At 65.7% G+C, this 16,382-nt stretch carries 14 protein-coding genes; 4 read left to right on the top strand and 10 right to left on the bottom strand.

Annotation, left to right across the window (positions count from 1 at the left end):
* Window positions 1-9: 9 nt before the first annotated feature.
* The 4 genes from VIM95_RS09475 to ada form a co-directional block, all read right to left on the bottom strand.
* The gene (locus tag VIM95_RS09475) at window positions 10-423 is read right to left on the bottom strand and encodes a hypothetical protein (RefSeq protein ID WP_331984971.1); all 414 of its coding nucleotides are present in this window, start codon (window positions 421-423) and stop codon (window positions 10-12) included.
* An 81-nt stretch (window positions 424-504) separates the two neighbouring features.
* Window positions 505-1,152, bottom strand: coding sequence for a DNA oxidative demethylase AlkB (alkB, locus tag VIM95_RS09470; protein ID WP_331984969.1), 648 nt, complete (start codon window positions 1,150-1,152; stop codon window positions 505-507).
* Window positions 1,153-1,159: 7 nt separating this feature from the next.
* On the bottom strand, window positions 1,160-1,933 hold the full coding sequence (locus tag VIM95_RS09465) for a 2OG-Fe(II) oxygenase (protein WP_331985016.1): 774 nt from the start codon (window positions 1,931-1,933) through the stop codon (window positions 1,160-1,162).
* A 5-nt stretch (window positions 1,934-1,938) separates the two neighbouring features.
* Window positions 1,939-3,018 (bottom strand): bifunctional DNA-binding transcriptional regulator/O6-methylguanine-DNA methyltransferase Ada, encoded by a 1,080-nt coding sequence (gene ada, locus VIM95_RS09460; RefSeq protein ID WP_331984965.1) that lies wholly within the window; start codon window positions 3,016-3,018, stop codon window positions 1,939-1,941.
* A gap of 182 nt (window positions 3,019-3,200) precedes the next feature.
* Between ada and VIM95_RS09455 the strand changes: the two genes are divergently transcribed.
* Entirely contained in the window at window positions 3,201-3,875 is a 675-nt protein-coding gene (locus VIM95_RS09455) for a DNA-3-methyladenine glycosylase (RefSeq protein WP_331984963.1), read from the top strand.
* On the opposite strand, the gene VIM95_RS09450 is transcribed toward VIM95_RS09455, so the two are convergent.
* On the bottom strand, window positions 3,872-4,297 hold the full coding sequence (locus VIM95_RS09450; protein WP_331984961.1) for a GNAT family N-acetyltransferase: 426 nt from the start codon (window positions 4,295-4,297) through the stop codon (window positions 3,872-3,874). The genes VIM95_RS09455 and VIM95_RS09450 overlap by 4 nt on opposite strands.
* A 367-nt stretch (window positions 4,298-4,664) precedes the next feature.
* Between VIM95_RS09450 and VIM95_RS09445 the strand changes: the two genes are divergently transcribed.
* Window positions 4,665-5,720 carry a diguanylate cyclase gene (locus VIM95_RS09445; RefSeq protein WP_331984959.1) on the top strand — a complete coding sequence of 352 codons (1,056 nt, stop codon included), beginning with the start codon at window positions 4,665-4,667 and terminating at the stop codon, window positions 5,718-5,720.
* Window positions 5,713-9,546, top strand: a complete 3,834-nt coding sequence (locus VIM95_RS09440; RefSeq protein ID WP_331984957.1) for a sensor histidine kinase — start codon at window positions 5,713-5,715, stop codon at window positions 9,544-9,546. The genes VIM95_RS09445 and VIM95_RS09440 overlap by 8 nt, the downstream gene beginning before the upstream one ends.
* Here the strand turns inward: VIM95_RS09440 and VIM95_RS09435 are convergent.
* The 4 genes from VIM95_RS09435 to VIM95_RS09420 form a co-directional block, all read right to left on the bottom strand.
* A complete protein-coding gene (locus VIM95_RS09435; RefSeq protein WP_331984955.1) occupies window positions 9,527-10,189 on the bottom strand; it encodes a general secretion pathway protein GspB in 663 nt (220 codons plus the stop codon). The genes VIM95_RS09440 and VIM95_RS09435 overlap by 20 nt on opposite strands.
* Entirely contained in the window at window positions 10,189-11,862 is a 1,674-nt protein-coding gene (locus tag VIM95_RS09430) for an ExeA family protein (protein ID WP_331984953.1), read from the bottom strand. Before VIM95_RS09430 ends, VIM95_RS09435 begins: the two co-directional genes overlap by 1 nt.
* 304 nt (window positions 11,863-12,166) lie before the next feature.
* Window positions 12,167-12,970, bottom strand: coding sequence for an SDR family oxidoreductase (locus tag VIM95_RS09425; RefSeq protein ID WP_331984951.1), 804 nt, complete (start codon window positions 12,968-12,970; stop codon window positions 12,167-12,169).
* A gap of 229 nt (window positions 12,971-13,199) precedes the next feature.
* Window positions 13,200-14,138 carry a class I SAM-dependent methyltransferase gene (locus VIM95_RS09420; RefSeq protein WP_331984949.1) on the bottom strand — a complete coding sequence of 313 codons (939 nt, stop codon included), beginning with the start codon at window positions 14,136-14,138 and terminating at the stop codon, window positions 13,200-13,202.
* A gap of 354 nt (window positions 14,139-14,492) precedes the next feature.
* Between VIM95_RS09420 and VIM95_RS09415 the strand changes: the two genes are divergently transcribed.
* Window positions 14,493-15,461, top strand: a complete 969-nt coding sequence (locus VIM95_RS09415; protein WP_331984947.1) for a hypothetical protein — start codon at window positions 14,493-14,495, stop codon at window positions 15,459-15,461.
* Window positions 15,462-15,463: 2 nt separating this feature from the next.
* Here the strand turns inward: VIM95_RS09415 and VIM95_RS09410 are convergent, their stop codons facing one another.
* A complete protein-coding gene (locus tag VIM95_RS09410; RefSeq protein WP_331984945.1) occupies window positions 15,464-16,372 on the bottom strand; it encodes a LysR family transcriptional regulator in 909 nt (302 codons plus the stop codon).
* Between the last annotated feature and the right edge of the window lie 10 nt (window positions 16,373-16,382).

Below are 16,382 nucleotides of genomic sequence, written 5' to 3'. Positions count from 1 at the left end.
GGCCGGCGATCAGTGACCGGGCGTGGATTGCTTGGCGGCCCGCTTGCCACCAGCCAGCAGTAGCGCAGCAAAGCCCAGCACCGGCAGGCTCAGCGCAGCTGCAGCCATATTGCTGGCCCAGCACATCAGCAGGTAGACCAGCAGCAACAGCGCCGCCAGCACACGTGCTTGCCAGACTCCGGCTGGCGAGGGCGCCATACCCGCCCTGCCCCGCAGCAGCACCAGGCCACCGTGCAGCAATAGCGCGGTCAGCATGACCAGCATGGCGGTCGACAGATAGGCTTGCTCCGGCATGTGCCAGAGCGACCAGGCCGCGAGACCCACGAATACGGCGAAGCCCAGGCAGGCGAGGCCTGCCAGGCGCAGGAACCATACGACCAGGGGCGCCGCCGGCACGGGAGATTTGGAATGCTCATTCGTCATGCTTGCTCCAGACCGCAGGTTTGCGGGAGCGGCGACTGTAGGACGAGGGACTTCACCGGGTCAATGCGACATTACCCACACTTAGCGTGCTTTACGGAAAGTGAGGTTGATCCGCTGCGCGCCCAGCAGTGGGTGGGTACCCGCCTTGAGTGCCAATACACCGTGGTAACGCAGCCGCGCCGGACCGCCCCAGACCACGACGTCGCCATGCGCCAGGGCTACCCGTTGTTGCGGGTCGCTACGGCGCAGGCCACCAAACAGAAAAACTGCCGGCAGGCCTAGCGAGACCGACACGATGGGTGCGCCATAGTCACGTTCGTCCTTGTCCTGGTGCAAGGAAAGGCGCGCGCCGACCTCGTAGCGGTTGATCAGGCAAGCGTCCGGTTCAAAGCCTTTGAAACCAGCGCGTTCGGCTGCTTCGCGGGCAAGTTGGCGGAACACCTCGGGCATGGCTGGCCAGCGCCGCCCGCTCAAGGGGTCCTGCGCATCGTAGCGATAGCCGGTCTCATCGCTGACCCAGCCATACAGGCCGCAATTGCTCATGGCCACCGACATGCGGTAGCCGCCTGGGGTGATCAGATGGCGCCATGGGGCCGCAGCAACCACCGTCTCCACTGCAGCCAGCAAGGACTCCACCTGTGGCAGCGCCTGTCCGCGCAATACCAGGGCACCGGGACAGAGTGTCTCCTCCCAGCAGGGTACCTCGTCGGCAAACAGATCGTGGTTCATGCCGGCCTCAAGTCGCGTCGTGCAGGATCACGCCTAGCACATGGCGGCGACCGCTGCGCACGCGGCTCACGCCATGACGCAGCTGCACCCGGTAGGCGCCGCGCGCGCCTTGCTGCGGTCGGGCTTGGACGGCAAAGCAAACCGCATCCCCCTGCTGCAGCGGCACGACCTCCACGCGCGACTGCATGCGCGGCCGCTGCTCGGTGAGTACAAATTCGCCGCCGCTGAAGTCCTTCCCCGGTGCCGACAACAAGACTGCCAGCTGCAGCGGAAAGACTTCCTCTCCATAGAGATCCTGGTGCAGGCAGTTGTAATCCCCCGCACCATACTGCAGCAGCAAGGACGTGGGCCTGAGCTGCCCCGCCGCCTGGCAGCGGGCCAGGTAGTCGGCATAGTCCGGCGGGTAGTGCTTGTCCTCGCCCAGCGCTGCCGCCCAGCGTTGGGCGGTAGGTCGCAGCAACTGATAGGCTGCATGGCGCAGTTCGGCCACCGGCGTGGGCAAGGGATAGGCAAAGTACTGGTATTCGCCGCTGCCAAAGCCATGCCGGGCCATCACCACCCGACTGCGAAAGTGCGCGGGTTCGGCATACAACGCAGCCAAGGCGGCGCACTCCGCCGCGGTGAGCAATGCCGGTAGCACCGCGCAACCATGACGGTCCAGTTCCTGCCCCAGCCAAGCCCCGTTGACTGTAGCCAGGCGCTCGCCCAGGCCGCCATGTGGTGCCAGTGGCGCGGGCGCTGCGGGTGGCTCGACGGCAAGGTCGAACAGATCCTGCGCCATACCGCTCAAGACTGCGACTCCCGCTCCAGCAGGCTACGCTTGCGTTCCACCCCCCAGCGGTAGCCGGAGAGACTACCGTCGCTACGCACCACCCGGTGGCAGGGTATGGCCACCGCCAGCGCGTTGGCGGCACAGGCGCCGGCCACTGCCCGCACAGCGTTGGGCGAGCCGATGCGCGCAGCAATTTCGGCGTAGCTGGCAGTACGGCCCGGCGGGATGTCACGCAGGGCCTGCCAGACGCGCTGCTGGAAGGCGGTACCGCGCACGTCCAGCGGCAGATCCAGCCCCAAGGCTGGCGCTTCGACAAAGCCCACCACCTGCGCCACCAGATCGGCGTAGCCGGCGTCGTCGCCAATCAGCTCGGCACGCGGGAATTGATCCTGCAGGTCCCGCGCCAGTCGCTCCGGGTCATCGCCCAAGAGAATGGCACAGACACCACGCTCGCTCTGCGCCACCAGGATGGCACCCAGCGAACACTGGCCGATGGCGAAATGGATGCGCGCATCCCGCCCACCGGCACGGTAGCGGCTGGGGGTCATGCCCAGAAGCGCCGTGGATTCCTCGTAAAACCGGCCGCCGGAGTTGTAGCCGGCATCGTAGATGACCTCGGTCACCGAACCCCCACGCGCCAGCCCCGCCCGTACCCGCTGGGCACGGTGGGCCACGGCATATTCGCGCGGCGTCAGGCCAGTCACCGTCTTGAAAACCCGGTGGAAGTGGTAGCTGCTGACACCCACCTGCTCAGCCAACCAGGCGAGGCTGGGCAAGGTCTCGGCCGCCTCGATCAGCCGGCAGGCCTCGGTCACCTTGGCGGCATACTGTTCGGTCAGGCTGGGCTGGTCCGGCTTGCAGCGCTTGCAGGGACGAAAACCCGCTGCCTCGGCCTCGGCGCGGGTGCTATGGAAGCGCACATTCTCCGGTCGCGCAGCACGTGCGGCACAAGAGGGGCGACAGTAAACACCGGTGGTCCTGACCGAGTAATAGAAGCTGCCGTCGGCCTTGGCGTCGCGCGCCTGCACCTGCGCCCAGCGCGGGTCGGCCACGGTGGCGGCAGCAAGTTGTTCGGCTTGTGCGGAGGCATTCATGGCATGGATCCTTTCACAACGATGGCGATGGGTGCACTGTAGTGCCCGCTCGCATCGTCCTCACTCCGTCCCTTGCGCTCAAATTCGCGCCCGGGGCAACATGGCGCCAGCAAGATCCGGAGTGCGGCATCGCCCGATTCCGGTTGCGATGAAAACTGATCTTAACGCCAAGTAGTCCAGGCATGCCCGTGATACAACACGCCCATCATCCTTTCGACCCCAGGGCAGCCAGCCAATTCCTGGCCAATCTCGACACCGACTGGGCCCGCCTGGTCGCCCAGGTCGGTCCCTGCCGGCACCAGACCCAGCCCGGCCAGGAACCCTATGAAGCGCTGATGCGCGCAGTCGCCCACCAGCAGCTGCATGGCAAGGCGGCCGAGGCCATTCTGGGCCGCTTGTTGGCCATGCAGCCGGGACAGACCTTCCCGAGCCCGGCTCAGCTGCTGGGCACGGAACCCGAGCAACTGCGTGCCTGCGGCTTCTCACAACGCAAGGTCGAGACGTTGCGCGCCATAGCCATGGGAGCACAAAGCGGATTGATACCCAGCCGCGCCGAGGCGGCCACGCTGGATGACGAGACGCTGATCGAGCGCCTGACCACGCTGCCGGGCATAGGCCGCTGGACCGTTGAGATCCTGCTTATCTACAGCCTGGAGCGGCCCGACATCCTGCCGGTGGACGACTTTGGCGTGCGTGAGGGCTACCGGCATCTCAAGTCCCTGCCCAAGCAGCCCGGCCCACGTGCGCTAGCGCGCATCGCCGAAGCCTGGTCGCCTTACCGCACCGCGGCGGCCTGGTATCTGTGGCGTGTGGTGGAGCAGCCGGACTACCGCCGCGCACCCAAACCAGCGACCTAAACAGGCCCCAGCGGCTTGAGCAAGATCCAGCGGTTGAAACCCGGCACGTAGTCGGGCACCTGGGCCAGCACGGCATAGCCGCGTCGTTGGTAGAGCGCAGCGGTATCGTCCAGCAGGGTATCGAGCAAGGCGGAGTTGGCGCCCGCCTCCTTCGCCGCCTCTTCCAGAGCCGCCAGCAACCGGCTGCCCAAGCCCTGGCCACGCCGGCGCTCTTCGACCCACAGATATTCCACGAACAAGCGTCCCCGCTCCAGGCGCCCGATGGCACCACCCAACAACCGCCCCGCCTGCCGCGCAAAACAGGCCACGGGCCGCGCGTCGTTCCCCGCCAGCGCACGGCCATGGTTGGTCACGCCGGCCTTCACCACCTGCAGCTCCGCCTCGGCCGGCTGCCAGGTCAGTACCAGTGTTGCTTCAGACAAAACCATCCTCCCACCGCCTGCAGGTGCCCAAACACGGCAACAACTGCCAAAAAACCACAGTCACTGACAATTTTTGCGCCATGCCATCAACATAAGCCAAGTGATGGGTTAGGCTTGCGCATTTGCTCGAAAGCCGCCTGCCGTCAAGCCTAGCAGGCTATCGGGACAATATCGCTGTCATACGTACGGGGTATAAACCTCGCGGCGGTGTGCAAACCCATCCCCCAGACGGGGGATGACGCCGTCTGCCGACCAAATATAAGCTTTTGCCTATTAAATAACAGGCAGCATCAGGCCGTCACAAACGGCCGTCACCGTGGCATCTGCCGCAACAGGCGGTGGATAGGGATGCAAAGCAGGGGGCCATTTGAACATTGCACAGGAAGCAGACGAGATAGCCTGGATGCCGGAGGGCGAGCGAGCGGAAGATACCGCGGCCATCCGGCCTTGGAAGATCCTGATCGTCGACGATGACGAGCAGATTCATACGGTTACCCGTCTCAATCTGCGCTCGGTCACCTTCCGCGGTCGGCCGCTGCAGCTCCTGAGTGCCACCACCAGCGCCATGGCCTGCCGCCTGCTGCGTACCGAGCGAGACATCGCGCTGGCGCTGATCGACGTGGTCATGGAAGACGAGCACAGCGGCCTGGAACTCGCCCGCTATGTGCGCGAGACCCTGCAGAACCGCGAGATCCGCCTGGTGCTGCGTACCGGCCAGCCGGGTCAGGCACCCGAGCAGGACGTGATCGTTCAGTTTGAGGTCGACGGCTACCGCGACAAGACCGAGCTGACCGCCAGCAAGCTCTTCAGCTGCGTGATCACCGCACTGCGCACCTATGAGTATGTGACTGCGCTCAACCACCTCAATACCGAGCTGGAAGCACGCGTGGCCATGCGTACCGCCGAGCTGGAACGACTGGCCATGATCGACCCGCTCACCGGCGCCGGCAACCGTCGTCACCTGGAGGCTCGCGCCGAAGCAGAGTGCGCCAACGCACAGCGCAACGGCACCGCGCTGGCGCTGATCACCTTCGATATCGACCATTTCAAACGCATCAACGACACCTGGGGCCACAGTGCCGGTGACGAGGTACTCAAGGCCGTGGTGGAGCTGGCCCGCCAGTACCTGCGCCCGCATGATTTCCTGGCCCGCATCGGTGGCGAGGAGTTCGTTATCCTGCTGCCCGGCGCCGACCTCGCCGCCGCCACCCAGGTAGCCGAGCGTTTGCAGGCAGGCACCGCCAGCATGCAGGTTGCCACCAGCCAGGGAGTGATCCAGCTCACCTCGAGCTTTGGCGTTACCCTCTACCTCGCCGGTGAGCCGCTGCTGGAGGCGCTGGAGCGGGCCGACACCGCGCTCTACCAGGCCAAGCGCAACGGTCGCAACCAGGTCATCAGTACCCTAGACCTGGCCTATGGTTGAGCGCCGGCCGCGGCTGGAAGCCGCGCTACTGGCAACGCTGTTGCTGGCCAGCCCGGTTTGGGCCAAGCCGGTTGACTACCACGCGCTGATCACCCCGGTCTTTACCCATGCCGCGCCTGGTGAGCTGCCCTCACCCAGTGTCATGAGCATGGCGCAGGACACGCAGGGCTTTCTGTGGGTGGGCACGCAGGGTGGGCTGGCCCGCTACGATGGCTACCGCTTCAAATCCTTTCTGGCCCAGCCCGGCGACCCCGACTCGCTCCCGGACGGCAATATCGGCAAGCTGATGGTCGACAGCCGTGGCGTACTCTGGCTGGGAATGATGGCCGGCGGCCTGGTCCGCTACGATGCCCAGACCGAGCGCTTTCACACTTGGCGGCCAGATCAGCTGGGCCGCTACGGCCCCTATAGCGCCACCATCAATGCCCTGCTCGAAACCGATGGCAACCGGCTCTGGCTGGGTGGCAATGCCGGGCTGGAACGATTCATACCCCAGCTGGGCAAGAGCGCACTGGTCGCACTGAAACCGGGCGCACCCCACCAGCCCGAAGTCTATGCACTGCTGCGTGATCGACAGGGCGATCTGTGGGTCGGCGGTACCGACGGCCTCTACCACCAACGCGTCGGCCAGCCCCATTTCGAACGGGTAGTACTTGGCGCCACGGCACAGCGCCCCGCCAACGATAGCGTGTACTCACTCTACCAAGACAATGCCGGCCGGCTCTGGGTGGGCATGCTCGACGCCGTACTGGTCTTGGACACGCACCACCGCCTGCAGGCCGCCTTTGTCTATGGCACGGACGATATGGACAGCCTGGCGCCCGGGCCGCAGCAATCGCTGATCGAAGTACGTCCCGGCGTGATCTGGGCAGGCTCGCGGCAGGCCGGCATGTCCGAGATCGACCTTGAGCAGCAGCGGATACGACGCTTCTCTCCCAACCCCGATGGTGGCGCTGCACCGACAGCCAGTACCGTAACCGGCCTTTTGCGTGACCGCTCCGGTCTGATCTGGGTATCGGGCTTCAATGGCGAGCTGGCTTGGCATAACCCGAAAAGCCAGGGCATACAGACCCTGCCGCTGAACCAACGCAACCTGGGTGTACAGGATGGCAACGCCCTGGCGCTCGCCAGCGAGGCTGACGGTAAGCTGTGGGTGGGCCTCAAGGATGGCAGCCTGCTGAGCATCGCGCCCGGCGGCGCCCTGCCACGGATCAGCCGCAGCCTGCCCAACGGCTCCACCCTCTTCCACCTGGCCCCAGCCGCAGACGGCGGGCTTTGGGTTGGCACTCGCAACGGGCTGTGCAAAGAAGCGCCTGGCACTACCGCGGTCCGCTGCCCGGACAAGCACAGCGTGGCGATGAGTCGGGTGGTCAGGCGTACCGCCGAATCGGCCGACACACTCTGGCTGGGCACTACCGACGGCCTGATCGCCCAGGACAAGCACAGCGGACAGGAACATCTCTACAGCCAGGGCGACGGCGCGGCGGCCATCTCGCACAAGCTGGTACTGGCGCTATTGTTGGATCGCAAAGGCCGGCTCTGGGTAGGCAGTCCGGGGGGGCTGGACTTGATAGACCCTGATGGCAAGGTCAGCGCGCACTACCGGCATGATCCCAGCCTGCCCGACAGCCTGGGGCCCGGCAGCGTGGTCAGCCTGCTGGAAGACAAGCAGGGTCGGCTGTGGGTGGGCGCCACCGGCGGTTCGCTAAACGTGCTGGAGGAAGAATCCGATGGCACGGTGCACATACGCCGCGTGACCGAACAGGACGGCCTGCCGCACAACAATATCTGCGGCCTGGCCCAGGACCCGCAAGGCCAGGTCTGGGCCAGCACGCCCAAGGGGGTGGCGGTAATCGACCCGCGGACCTTCCAGACCACCGGTCTGGGCCGGGCCGACGGCGTGGCCCTCCAGGACTGCTGGGCCGGCTCGGTCACCCAAACCGCGGACGGCACCATCCTGTTCGGCGGAGGGGGTGGGCTGGCGGTGATCAGCCCCGAAGCGAGTTCTCATTGGGACTACGTACCGCCCTTGGCGATCAGTGCCATGACCATCAACCGCCAACCGGTGCCGGAATGGCAGCTGCGCCGCGGCAGCATCGATCTGCCCTCGGGCGGACGGGATCTGTCGGTGGAGTTTGCTGCGCTGGACTTCTCGGCCCCGGAAACACTGCGCTATGCCTATAGGCTGGATGGCTACGACAACGACTGGGTAGAGACCGATGCCTCGCATCGACTCGCCACCTATACCAACCTGGCGCCCCGCAACTACACCCTTTACCTGCGCAGCACCAACCGGCGCGGGGTATGGGGCGAGAGCGTGCAGCTACTGCAGATACGTGCCCTGCCCGCCTGGTACGAAACCTATTGGTTCCGGGGCTTGATGGGTGCCGCTGCGCTGCTGGCCATCCTGCTCGCCGTACAGCTGCGCACCGCCCTCTTGCGGCGGCGCCAGCGGGCTACCGAGGCCATCGTGGCCATACGCACCCGCGAGCTGTCCGAGTCTGCCGCCGTGCTGGAGCAGTTGGGCGCCATCGGCCAGGAAATCACCGCCAGCCTCGACCCGCAGGCAGTATTCAATATCCTTGAGCAGCACATCGGTCAGATGCTGGACGTGAAGGTGCTGACCATCTATCGCATCGAGCCCGGCGAGGCACGCTTGCACCGCATCTACGGCAAGGATGGCAACGAGGCACTGCTCAAGCCTGAATACATAGACCTCGCCGACCCGCACGCCAACAGCGCCCGGGCAGTACGCGAACGGCGCGAGATCCTGATCGAACGACCCGAAGGCACCTTGGCGGCCTCGCACATACCGGGTACCCGTCCCATGTACAGCCTCCTGTTCGCGCCACTCACGGTCGGCGAACATACGCTGGGCGTCATGTCTATCCAGACCGATACCGTCGCGGCTTACGGCGAACGGGAACGACTGATCTTCCGCAGCCTGTGCGCCTTTGGCGCGGTAGCGCTGGATAACGCCAGCGCCTACCACGACCTGGACCAGACCGTGGCCACGCTGCGCGAGACCCAAGCCAAGCTCCTGCAGCAGGAAAAGCTGGCTTCGCTGGGGCAACTGGTGGCTGGGGTGGCGCATGAGATCAATACCCCGCTGGGCGTGGCCGTCGCAGCGGCCTCGCAGCTCGACGGGGAGACCCGCCGCATGCATGCGCTGGCAAGCGAGGGAAAGCTGAAGCGCTCCGAGCTGGACAGTTTTCTGGGCTTGACGCACGAGCTGGCCAACCTGCTGCTCAGTAGCAGCCAGCGGGCCAGTTCCTTGATCCGCAGTTTCAAACAGGTCTCGGCCGACCAGGCCAGCGATGCCCTGCGTGACATCGACCTGCCGCAGTATGTGCGCGAGGTGCTGCGCACCCTGGAGCCCATGCTGCGCCGCTCGGGGGTAAGCGTGCAGGTGGAAGGCATACAGAGCCTCCCTATGCAGTCCTACCCCGGGCCTATCGCCCAAGTGCTGACCAACTTGATCCAGAACGCTCTGCTGCACGCGTTCGAAGGGGTGAACGACCCCTGCCTGACCCTGCGGGTCGAAGCCGGTGCAGCCAACGAGGCGCGGCTGACGGTCAGCGACAACGGCAACGGCATGCCGCCCGAAGTGCGCGACAAGGTCTTTGAACCCTTCTTCACCACCAAGCGCAACCAGGGCGGCACCGGCCTGGGTATGCACATCATCCATAACCTGGTCACCGGCCCTCTGGGCGGCGAAATCCAGGTCGACAGCCGGCTTGGCGAAGGCAGCACGGTACGCATCGTGCTGGCCCGCCAACCCTTGGCCAGCACCCAGCCACTGGCGGCTAGCGCACTCCCGTCCTGAAGCGGTAGCCCTGGTAGCTGAAGATCATGCCTTCGGTAGTGATTTCTTCCAGCCGCAAACCGGCCACCAGACTATCGCCTTCGTGCAGCGGCTTGTTGTTGACGATCACCAGCCTATCCTTGCGCTGGCTTGAATAGCTGTGCACCAGCACCGTCATGGCGGGGATGCCCTGACGGACCGAGGCCGGCAGCGACTCCAGCGGCTGGGCCTCTTCCAAGGCCGGCTTGCTGACAGGTGCCGCCACGACAGGCGCAGGGCTGGTCACGACACTGGGCGGTGGTGCGGCAGGCAAGGGCCGGGCTGGCGCCGGCAGCGGCGCAGCCAAGGATGGTGCGAGCGGAGGCGACGGCTGTGGCGTAGCCGATACGGGCACAGGTGCAGTCGGCACAGCAGCGGCTACCACGGGCGCCGGTGCAGGTTCAGGGGCTACCGCGACGGGCTGCGGCTTGGCAGGGCTGCGCCAGGGCTGCCACCACCCGATCAAGACCCCGGCCACGAGCAGCGACAGCGCCAGCACGCCGTACAGCCAATAGGACGGCCGCGCTGCAGGCGCCGCACTGGCGGCCGGCGTCTGCAAGCCGGGTACCGCGCCACGACGCCGCTCCTGTTCTGCCTTCTGCAGCGCATCGAGGATATAGGACATTACCTGCCCTCCCGCGCCAGACGCGGCGCCGTGTTGTCGCCCAGGCCGGCCAGCCGGACCAGGGTCTGCACTCCAACCTGACCATCCGGCGCCAGGCCCTGTTGCAGCTGGTACTGCTTGAGCCGGCCGCGCAGCACTTCGTCGAACTCCGCCGCCTGGCCAGCGGCCAGGGCCTGACCATCGGCAAACTGCAACTGGCGCGCCAGCCAGTTCACCGCGGCGCCATGGTCGCCCGGGCGCACCTTCTCCACCGCCGCCTCGGGTGCACGCCAGAGCAGGGTATAGCGGCCAGACCAGTGGCTGGCGAGCACGGCCGGCGATACCCGCAGCCGCTCGCCACCGATATCCAGGGTGGCGCCCTGCGTATCCAGCGCCAGCAAGGTGGCCAGAAATTCCTCACCGTCCGAGAGATAGAGCACCACCGGGCGGTCGATCTGTCGCAATTCATCCAGACCACCACGCGCGGTGCGGCAGCGCAAGGACGTGCCGCCACCGCAGGGCGTACCGGCGGTGTAGCTCAGGCCCCATGCCTGGTAGAGGCCAGCATAGGCATAGTCGGCACTTTGCTCACGCGGCAGGCTGGCCGGCCAGGCCAGCGCAGGGGAAGCCGGCATTGCGGTAGCGGATGTCCCGGCAGCGGGCACGGCGGCCGATGGAACGGGCGCCGCCGCTTTGGGCTGCGGCTTGCTCGGTGCGGGCGTCTCCGCTTGGGTGGCGGCAGTCACCTTGCTGGGGTTTTCTTCCACGCGCGGCCACCAGGCCGCCGTCAAGGCCAGCGCCACCACGGCGCTCAGGGCCAGGGTGACGGGCGCCAGCCGGCGCCCCACCGGCTGCGGCTGGCTGCGGCGGACAGGCAGCACTTCACGCGCAGCGCGTTGCAGGGTACGGCGGCTGACCGTCTCGCGGCCTTCGGTGTAGGTACCGAGCAGGGCGCGGTCGCACAACAGGTTCAACAGACGCGGCACACCACCGCTCAGGCGGTACAGGGCGCCGATCAGCCGATCCGGAAAGAGCTTGCGATGGCAACCGGCCACCGCCAGGCGGTGCCGCACATAGCTGGCCACCTCGTCACGGCTCAGGGCGTCCAGGTGGTAGCGGGCCACCACCCGTTGCGCCAGTTGGCGCAAGGAAGGCTGGGCCAGCATCTCGTCCAGCTCGGGTTGGCCGACCAGGATGATCTGCAGGAGCTTGCGGGTATTGGTCTCGAGGTTGGTCAAGAGACGCATCTGCTCGAGCACGTCAGCCGAGAGGTTCTGCGCCTCGTCGATGATCACCACCGCATGGCGCCCCTCGGCATGACCGGCCAGCAGGAAGGCGTTGAGCGCATCCACCAGCACCTTGATGCTATGTGGGCCCGCCGGCAGGGCAATGCGGAACTCGCTACACAGGGTAGCCAGCAGCTCCTCGGCACTGAGCTTGGGGTTGAAGACGTAGGCCAGGTCGCAATTGGCCGGTATCTGCTCCAAAAGGCAGCGGCAGACCGTGGTCTTGCCAGCACCCACCTCGCCGCTCAACAGCACAAAACCGCCTTCGCCACCCAGGCCGTACAGCAGGTGGGCCAGCGCCTCCTGATGGCGCTGGCTCATAAAGAGGTAGCGCGGGTCCGGCGCGATCGAGAAGGGAGCTTCGCTGAGAGCAAAGTGGCTCAGGTACATGAGGGCCCAGTGCGGCACAAAAGGCCTGCATTATCGCCCAATCGCCGCCCGCGTGTAGCACCCTGCCCCGCGATGTGTGCAAAGCAAAACGGCCGGGGGTACCCACTCCCCCGGCCGTTCGCCAACACCGCCCTACCATAGCTGCGATGAACCTGATTGCAGCAAGAACTGTTGGTCGTTCAATGCGCTGACGAGCGCAGCGAGGTTCCCCGCCGGCGGGCGGGGCGGAGGGGCAGGGACTCAATCAGGCGTAAGCCGCTGCCTCAGTACTCGCCAACCGTGAGCGCACGGGTTTCCCGGGCGCCCGAACTACCCCTTCACATTACGCTTTCGTATATCGAGCGGCAGGCTTGCTCACCGACAGCTTGGGTGCCAGTGCCAGGCGCGCTTGCAGGTAGTTGTCCCAGTCGGCGATCTCCTGCAGCGGCGGGATGGTGATGACTTCACCTTGATCGAGGCCGACCAGGGCGGCGTTCACCATATCGTCCACGCCCATCACCATGCCGGCCGGCAGGGTGTCCACATCGGTACCCGAGCGTTCCCAGATCTCGGTGCGGGTGGCGCCCGGCAGCACGGCCTGTACGCGCACGCCCAGCGGCGAGAGATCGCGCTGCAGCGCGTGGGTCATATTGAGCACAAAGGCCTTGGTGCCGCTGTAAACGCCGTCGAACAGCTCGGGCGCCAAGGCCAGCACCGAGGCGACATTGATCAGGGTGCCCTGCTTCTTGGCGGCAAACGTGGCCGCAGCGGCACTGGCGAGACGCATCACCGCCACGATGTTCAGCTGCAGCATGGTGTCGTACTGCTCCACATCGCCACCCACAAAGCTACCGCCCACACTCATGCCGGCATTGTTGAGCAGAAGGCTGATGCCGGCGTCCTCACGCAGGCGGCTCTCTACCTTGGCCAGGTCGGCGCGCTTGGTCAGATCGGCCTTGATCACTTCAATTTGCACGCCGGTCTCGGCGCGCAGGCGCTGGGCCAGGGCCTGCAGGCGGTTTTCGTCGCGGGCCACCAGGATCAGGTCGTAGCCACGCTTGGCGAGGCGGTCTGCGTAGACGGCACCGATGCCGGTGGATGCGCCGGTGATCAGTGCCTTGCCGAGGTTCTGGGTTTGCGTCGTCATGGTCATGCTCCTTGATAGAGGTGTGGTTTCGATCCGGCCGCTGCAGCCTGGGAGGGCTGACTGCTATCCGATCAATTAGATTACGTTCGTAATGCTTGAGTAAATTATATGATGATCGTAATTTAATAGGTCAAGCGATTTCCTGAACCATCGACGAAGTGGCGACGAACGGTAGGTGGTAAGCGAGGCAGCAGGGCGGGCCAGCTACAAGGCTGGCCCGCCCTGGGGCTTAGCGCTGAGCAGAGACGAGGTAGGTCAGGCTGGCGCCGCCATCCCAGTAACCATCGGTAGCGAGCAGCGCCGCCAAGCGGGCATGCCGCTCCGGTCGCTCGTCGGTATAGCGGCGGACGAAGTCGGCGTCCTCGACGCCGAGGTACGGCAGCCAGCGTGCCACCTGGCTATCCCATAGCGCATTGCGCTCGGGCGTCAGCCAATCGTGCAGCTCCATACGGTTGGCTTGCGACTCGGGGTCGCTTGTACCCGGTAAAAGCGGTCCGGCCTTGTCCGAGAGATGGCTGTGAATCTGGTCAAAGCCCGCCCTACTAAAGAGCCAGGCCAATTGATCGCCGAGCGAGGAGTCGCCCTCCCCAGCCAGCCGTTTGCCGGCCTCACACAAAAGGCGGTAGCGGAAGGCATCCAGCCGTTCAGCCGGGCTCAGGTCGAACTCTGCCGCGGTAAAGGCTGCGGCATTGGCCAGATTGCTCGGTTCAGCACAGATCACCCAGCCGCCGGGCCGTACTACGCGGCGCATCTCGCGCAGCGCAGCCAGCGGGTCGGGCAGATGGATCAGTACCGTCTGGCAGGTCACCACATCAAAGCTCGCGTCCGCATAGGGCAGCGCCGTGGCCTCCCCCTGCGCCAGCGTGAGGGTGGCGCCATAGGCGGCGAAGTAACGAAACAGGCCGGGCTCGCCGGCCGCCCACTTGGGGTCGCGATCAAGGCCGGTGACGGCCATCCCCGCGGGCAAGTGAGGTAGCAGCGCGCGGCTCCAGTGGCACTGGCCACAGCCCACATCGAGCAGGCTGCGACAGTCAGCCAGACTCCAGCGGCGGGCCATCAGGGCAAGGAAGTCAGCGTTCCACCAATAGTCGCGGTAGGCGCCGAAGTATTCCTCGGAATGGGCAAGGTCGGTATGCGCCGCGGGCTGCGGCGTTGGCAGATAGGTCATGTCGATATCCTGTTGCGTAACAAGCAAGCGTGAAAAGACAAACCCTCCCAGGCGGGAGCGGTCGGTCGGACGTTTACGTGTCGAACAGGGTTTACATCGGCATGGCCAACTCAATTGATGGAGCGGCCATCTTAGCGGCTCGTCATCGACTTGCAAACCGCTCGCTTGCTGAGGGTTTGTACGGCGCGGGCCGGCTGCCGAGCTGTAGTAGAATGATGCTTGTACGGTCGTCCAATACCCGTACCCGCCGAGCCACGGCAGCCTGCTTACATTTGTTTACCAAACGAATACCGCGCAGTTACAGGGGCGTGCTTATATCGCGCCTCGCCACCCGCCGTACCTGGACTACATGCCTTGAACTGCACCACCCTGGAATCGCTGCGCCGTGTTGTCGAAGAGGCGCCTACTACCCGCTTTGTCGAAGTCAGCCCCGAGCTCTACGCCACCCTGCAAGATGCCGACCTGCTCGATGACACCAGCCACGGTGGCGTGACCACCCTGCTGCGTGACACCGGCATCGAGATCGTGGTGGCCGGCGCCCTGCCCGGTACCGATCCGCTGGGCTTGCCCAGCCATGTGCCGACCTTTCCTGAGTGGCTGGTCTACCGCCCCCGCGCCATGGCCACCGCCTGCCTCCTGGAGGCCGGCCTTGCTGCCGCCGCCATACGCCACGGCTATGCGCCCGACCATATCGGCGTCGATGGCATGTACGGTCAATACCGTGGCAATTCCCGCCTGCGGCATGAGAGCACGCATCGTCGCGACATCGCCTGCGCCACCCTGGCCATGGCCATGTACTGGCAGCAGCACCATGGTCTTTACGATGAGCACGGCCGGGCACTGGACAAGGATTTTCTGCACGCCGCCGTGCTGGGCGGCGAACATCTGCGCGAGCAGGAGATCTTCTGGGAAGGCGACCCCATGGGGCAGTACTTCTCGCCGCTGATGCGCGACACCATCCTGCTGGCCCACGCCGAGAAGCTGAGCGAGCAGTTGGCCGAGCGCATGCCCATGGTCCAGGCGCTCACCCGTGCCTTGTGGCAAAGCCAGACCCCGCTGCTGCCGCCGCGACTGGCGCGCGAAGCCATCATCGAGGCCGTGCGCCCCTTGCTGGCGCAGGATCATCCGCTAATCAAGCAGAGCGAGCCCGATGTCTTTGACCTTTGGGCAGCACAAAGCGCAGCCGAGACCTGGGCGGCACCCGCCCAGGATGTGGTACCCGAACAGCCAGCCGCCATCGCGGTACGGCCGGAGGAAGTCGCCTCCGGAGCCACCGCCAGCAGCGGCCTGCTGGCCCGGTTGCGTAAAGCGCTAGGTCGTTAGGCCTACCGGCCGCGCGCCCGCTCGAACTCGGCGGCCCGCTCACGTATCAGCCGCCAGACCGTCTCGGCCGCCGCTGAGAGCGAGCGGTTCTTGCGCTTGACCAGCATCACGGTGCGATTGACCGCCGGCACCAGAGGCCGCGCCACCAGGGCCTCATGGTCCGGTAGCGGCAGGGCCAGTGCCGGCAGCACACTCACCCCTACCCCGGCTGCAACCATCTTGAAAGCGGTCGTGGAGTGCCCCACCTCCTGCGCCACCCTGTATTGCACCCCTTGCGCCGCCAAGGCTCGGTCGATCAAGGGCCGGCTGCCCGAGGCATAGTCCAGTAGTACCAGGGCCTCACCACTCAGTGCCTGCCAATCGACCGTCGCCCGCCGGGCCAGTGGATGATCTGCGGCACACACCAACAAGAAGGGCTCGACCAGGATAGGTTCGCACTCAAGCTCGCTAGGCGCCATCGGCTCGATGATCACGCCGAAGTCCACTTCACCGCCCTGTACCCCAGCCAACACCAAGCGCTGTACCTGATCATGCAGCGCAATCTCGATCTCGGGGTACTGCTGGCCGCACTGCACAATGCATTGCGGCATCAGGTTGGCCGATATGGTCGGGCTGGTCGCGATCCTTACCCTGCCACGTAAACCTTCATTGAGATGCAGTGAGTCGAACAGTGCCTGTTCGAGTTCCGAAAGACTGCGGCCGACCGAGGCCGCCACCCGCTTGCCAGCCTCGGTCAGCACCACCTCGCGGGTGGTACGGTCCAGGAGCTTGAAGCCCAGTTCCGCTTCCAGCTGCCGTACGCTGCGGCTGACGGCGGGCTGGGTCAGCGCCAGCGCCTCGGCCGCCCGGCTGAAGTGCCGGTGCTGCGCCACCGCCAGAAAGGCCTTGAGCTGCTGGAAGGTGATATTCATAACAAATTCA

Source organism: Chitinimonas sp. (assembly GCF_036568685.1).
Taxonomy (GTDB): Bacteria; Pseudomonadota; Gammaproteobacteria; order Burkholderiales; family Chitinimonadaceae; genus Chitinimonas.
The sequence above is the reverse complement of the archived record's forward strand: the minus strand, read 5'-3'. Positions and strand labels throughout refer to the sequence as shown.

Excerpts from the sequence above, each read along its gene's own strand:
- VIM95_RS09420 (WP_331984949.1), bottom strand. The coding sequence starts at position 14,138 with ATGACCTATCTGCCAACGCCGCAGCCCGCGGCGCATACCGACCTTGCC.
- ada (WP_331984965.1), bottom strand. The coding sequence starts at position 3,018 with ATGAATGCCTCCGCACAAGCCGAACAACTTGCTGCCGCCACCGTGGCC.
- alkB (WP_331984969.1), bottom strand. The coding sequence starts at position 1,152 with ATGAACCACGATCTGTTTGCCGACGAGGTACCCTGCTGGGAGGAGACA.
- VIM95_RS09425 (WP_331984951.1), bottom strand. The coding sequence starts at position 12,970 with ATGACGACGCAAACCCAGAACCTCGGCAAGGCACTGATCACCGGCGCA.
- VIM95_RS09455 (WP_331984963.1), top strand. The coding sequence starts at position 3,201 with ATGCCCGTGATACAACACGCCCATCATCCTTTCGACCCCAGGGCAGCC.
- VIM95_RS09465 (WP_331985016.1), bottom strand. The coding sequence starts at position 1,933 with ATGGCGCAGGATCTGTTCGACCTTGCCGTCGAGCCACCCGCAGCGCCC.
- VIM95_RS09435 (WP_331984955.1), bottom strand. The coding sequence starts at position 10,189 with ATGTCCTATATCCTCGATGCGCTGCAGAAGGCAGAACAGGAGCGGCGT.
- VIM95_RS09410 (WP_331984945.1), bottom strand. The coding sequence starts at position 16,372 with ATGAATATCACCTTCCAGCAGCTCAAGGCCTTTCTGGCGGTGGCGCAG.
- VIM95_RS09475 (WP_331984971.1), bottom strand. The coding sequence starts at position 423 with ATGACGAATGAGCATTCCAAATCTCCCGTGCCGGCGGCGCCCCTGGTC.
- VIM95_RS09440 (WP_331984957.1), top strand. The coding sequence starts at position 5,713 with ATGGTTGAGCGCCGGCCGCGGCTGGAAGCCGCGCTACTGGCAACGCTG.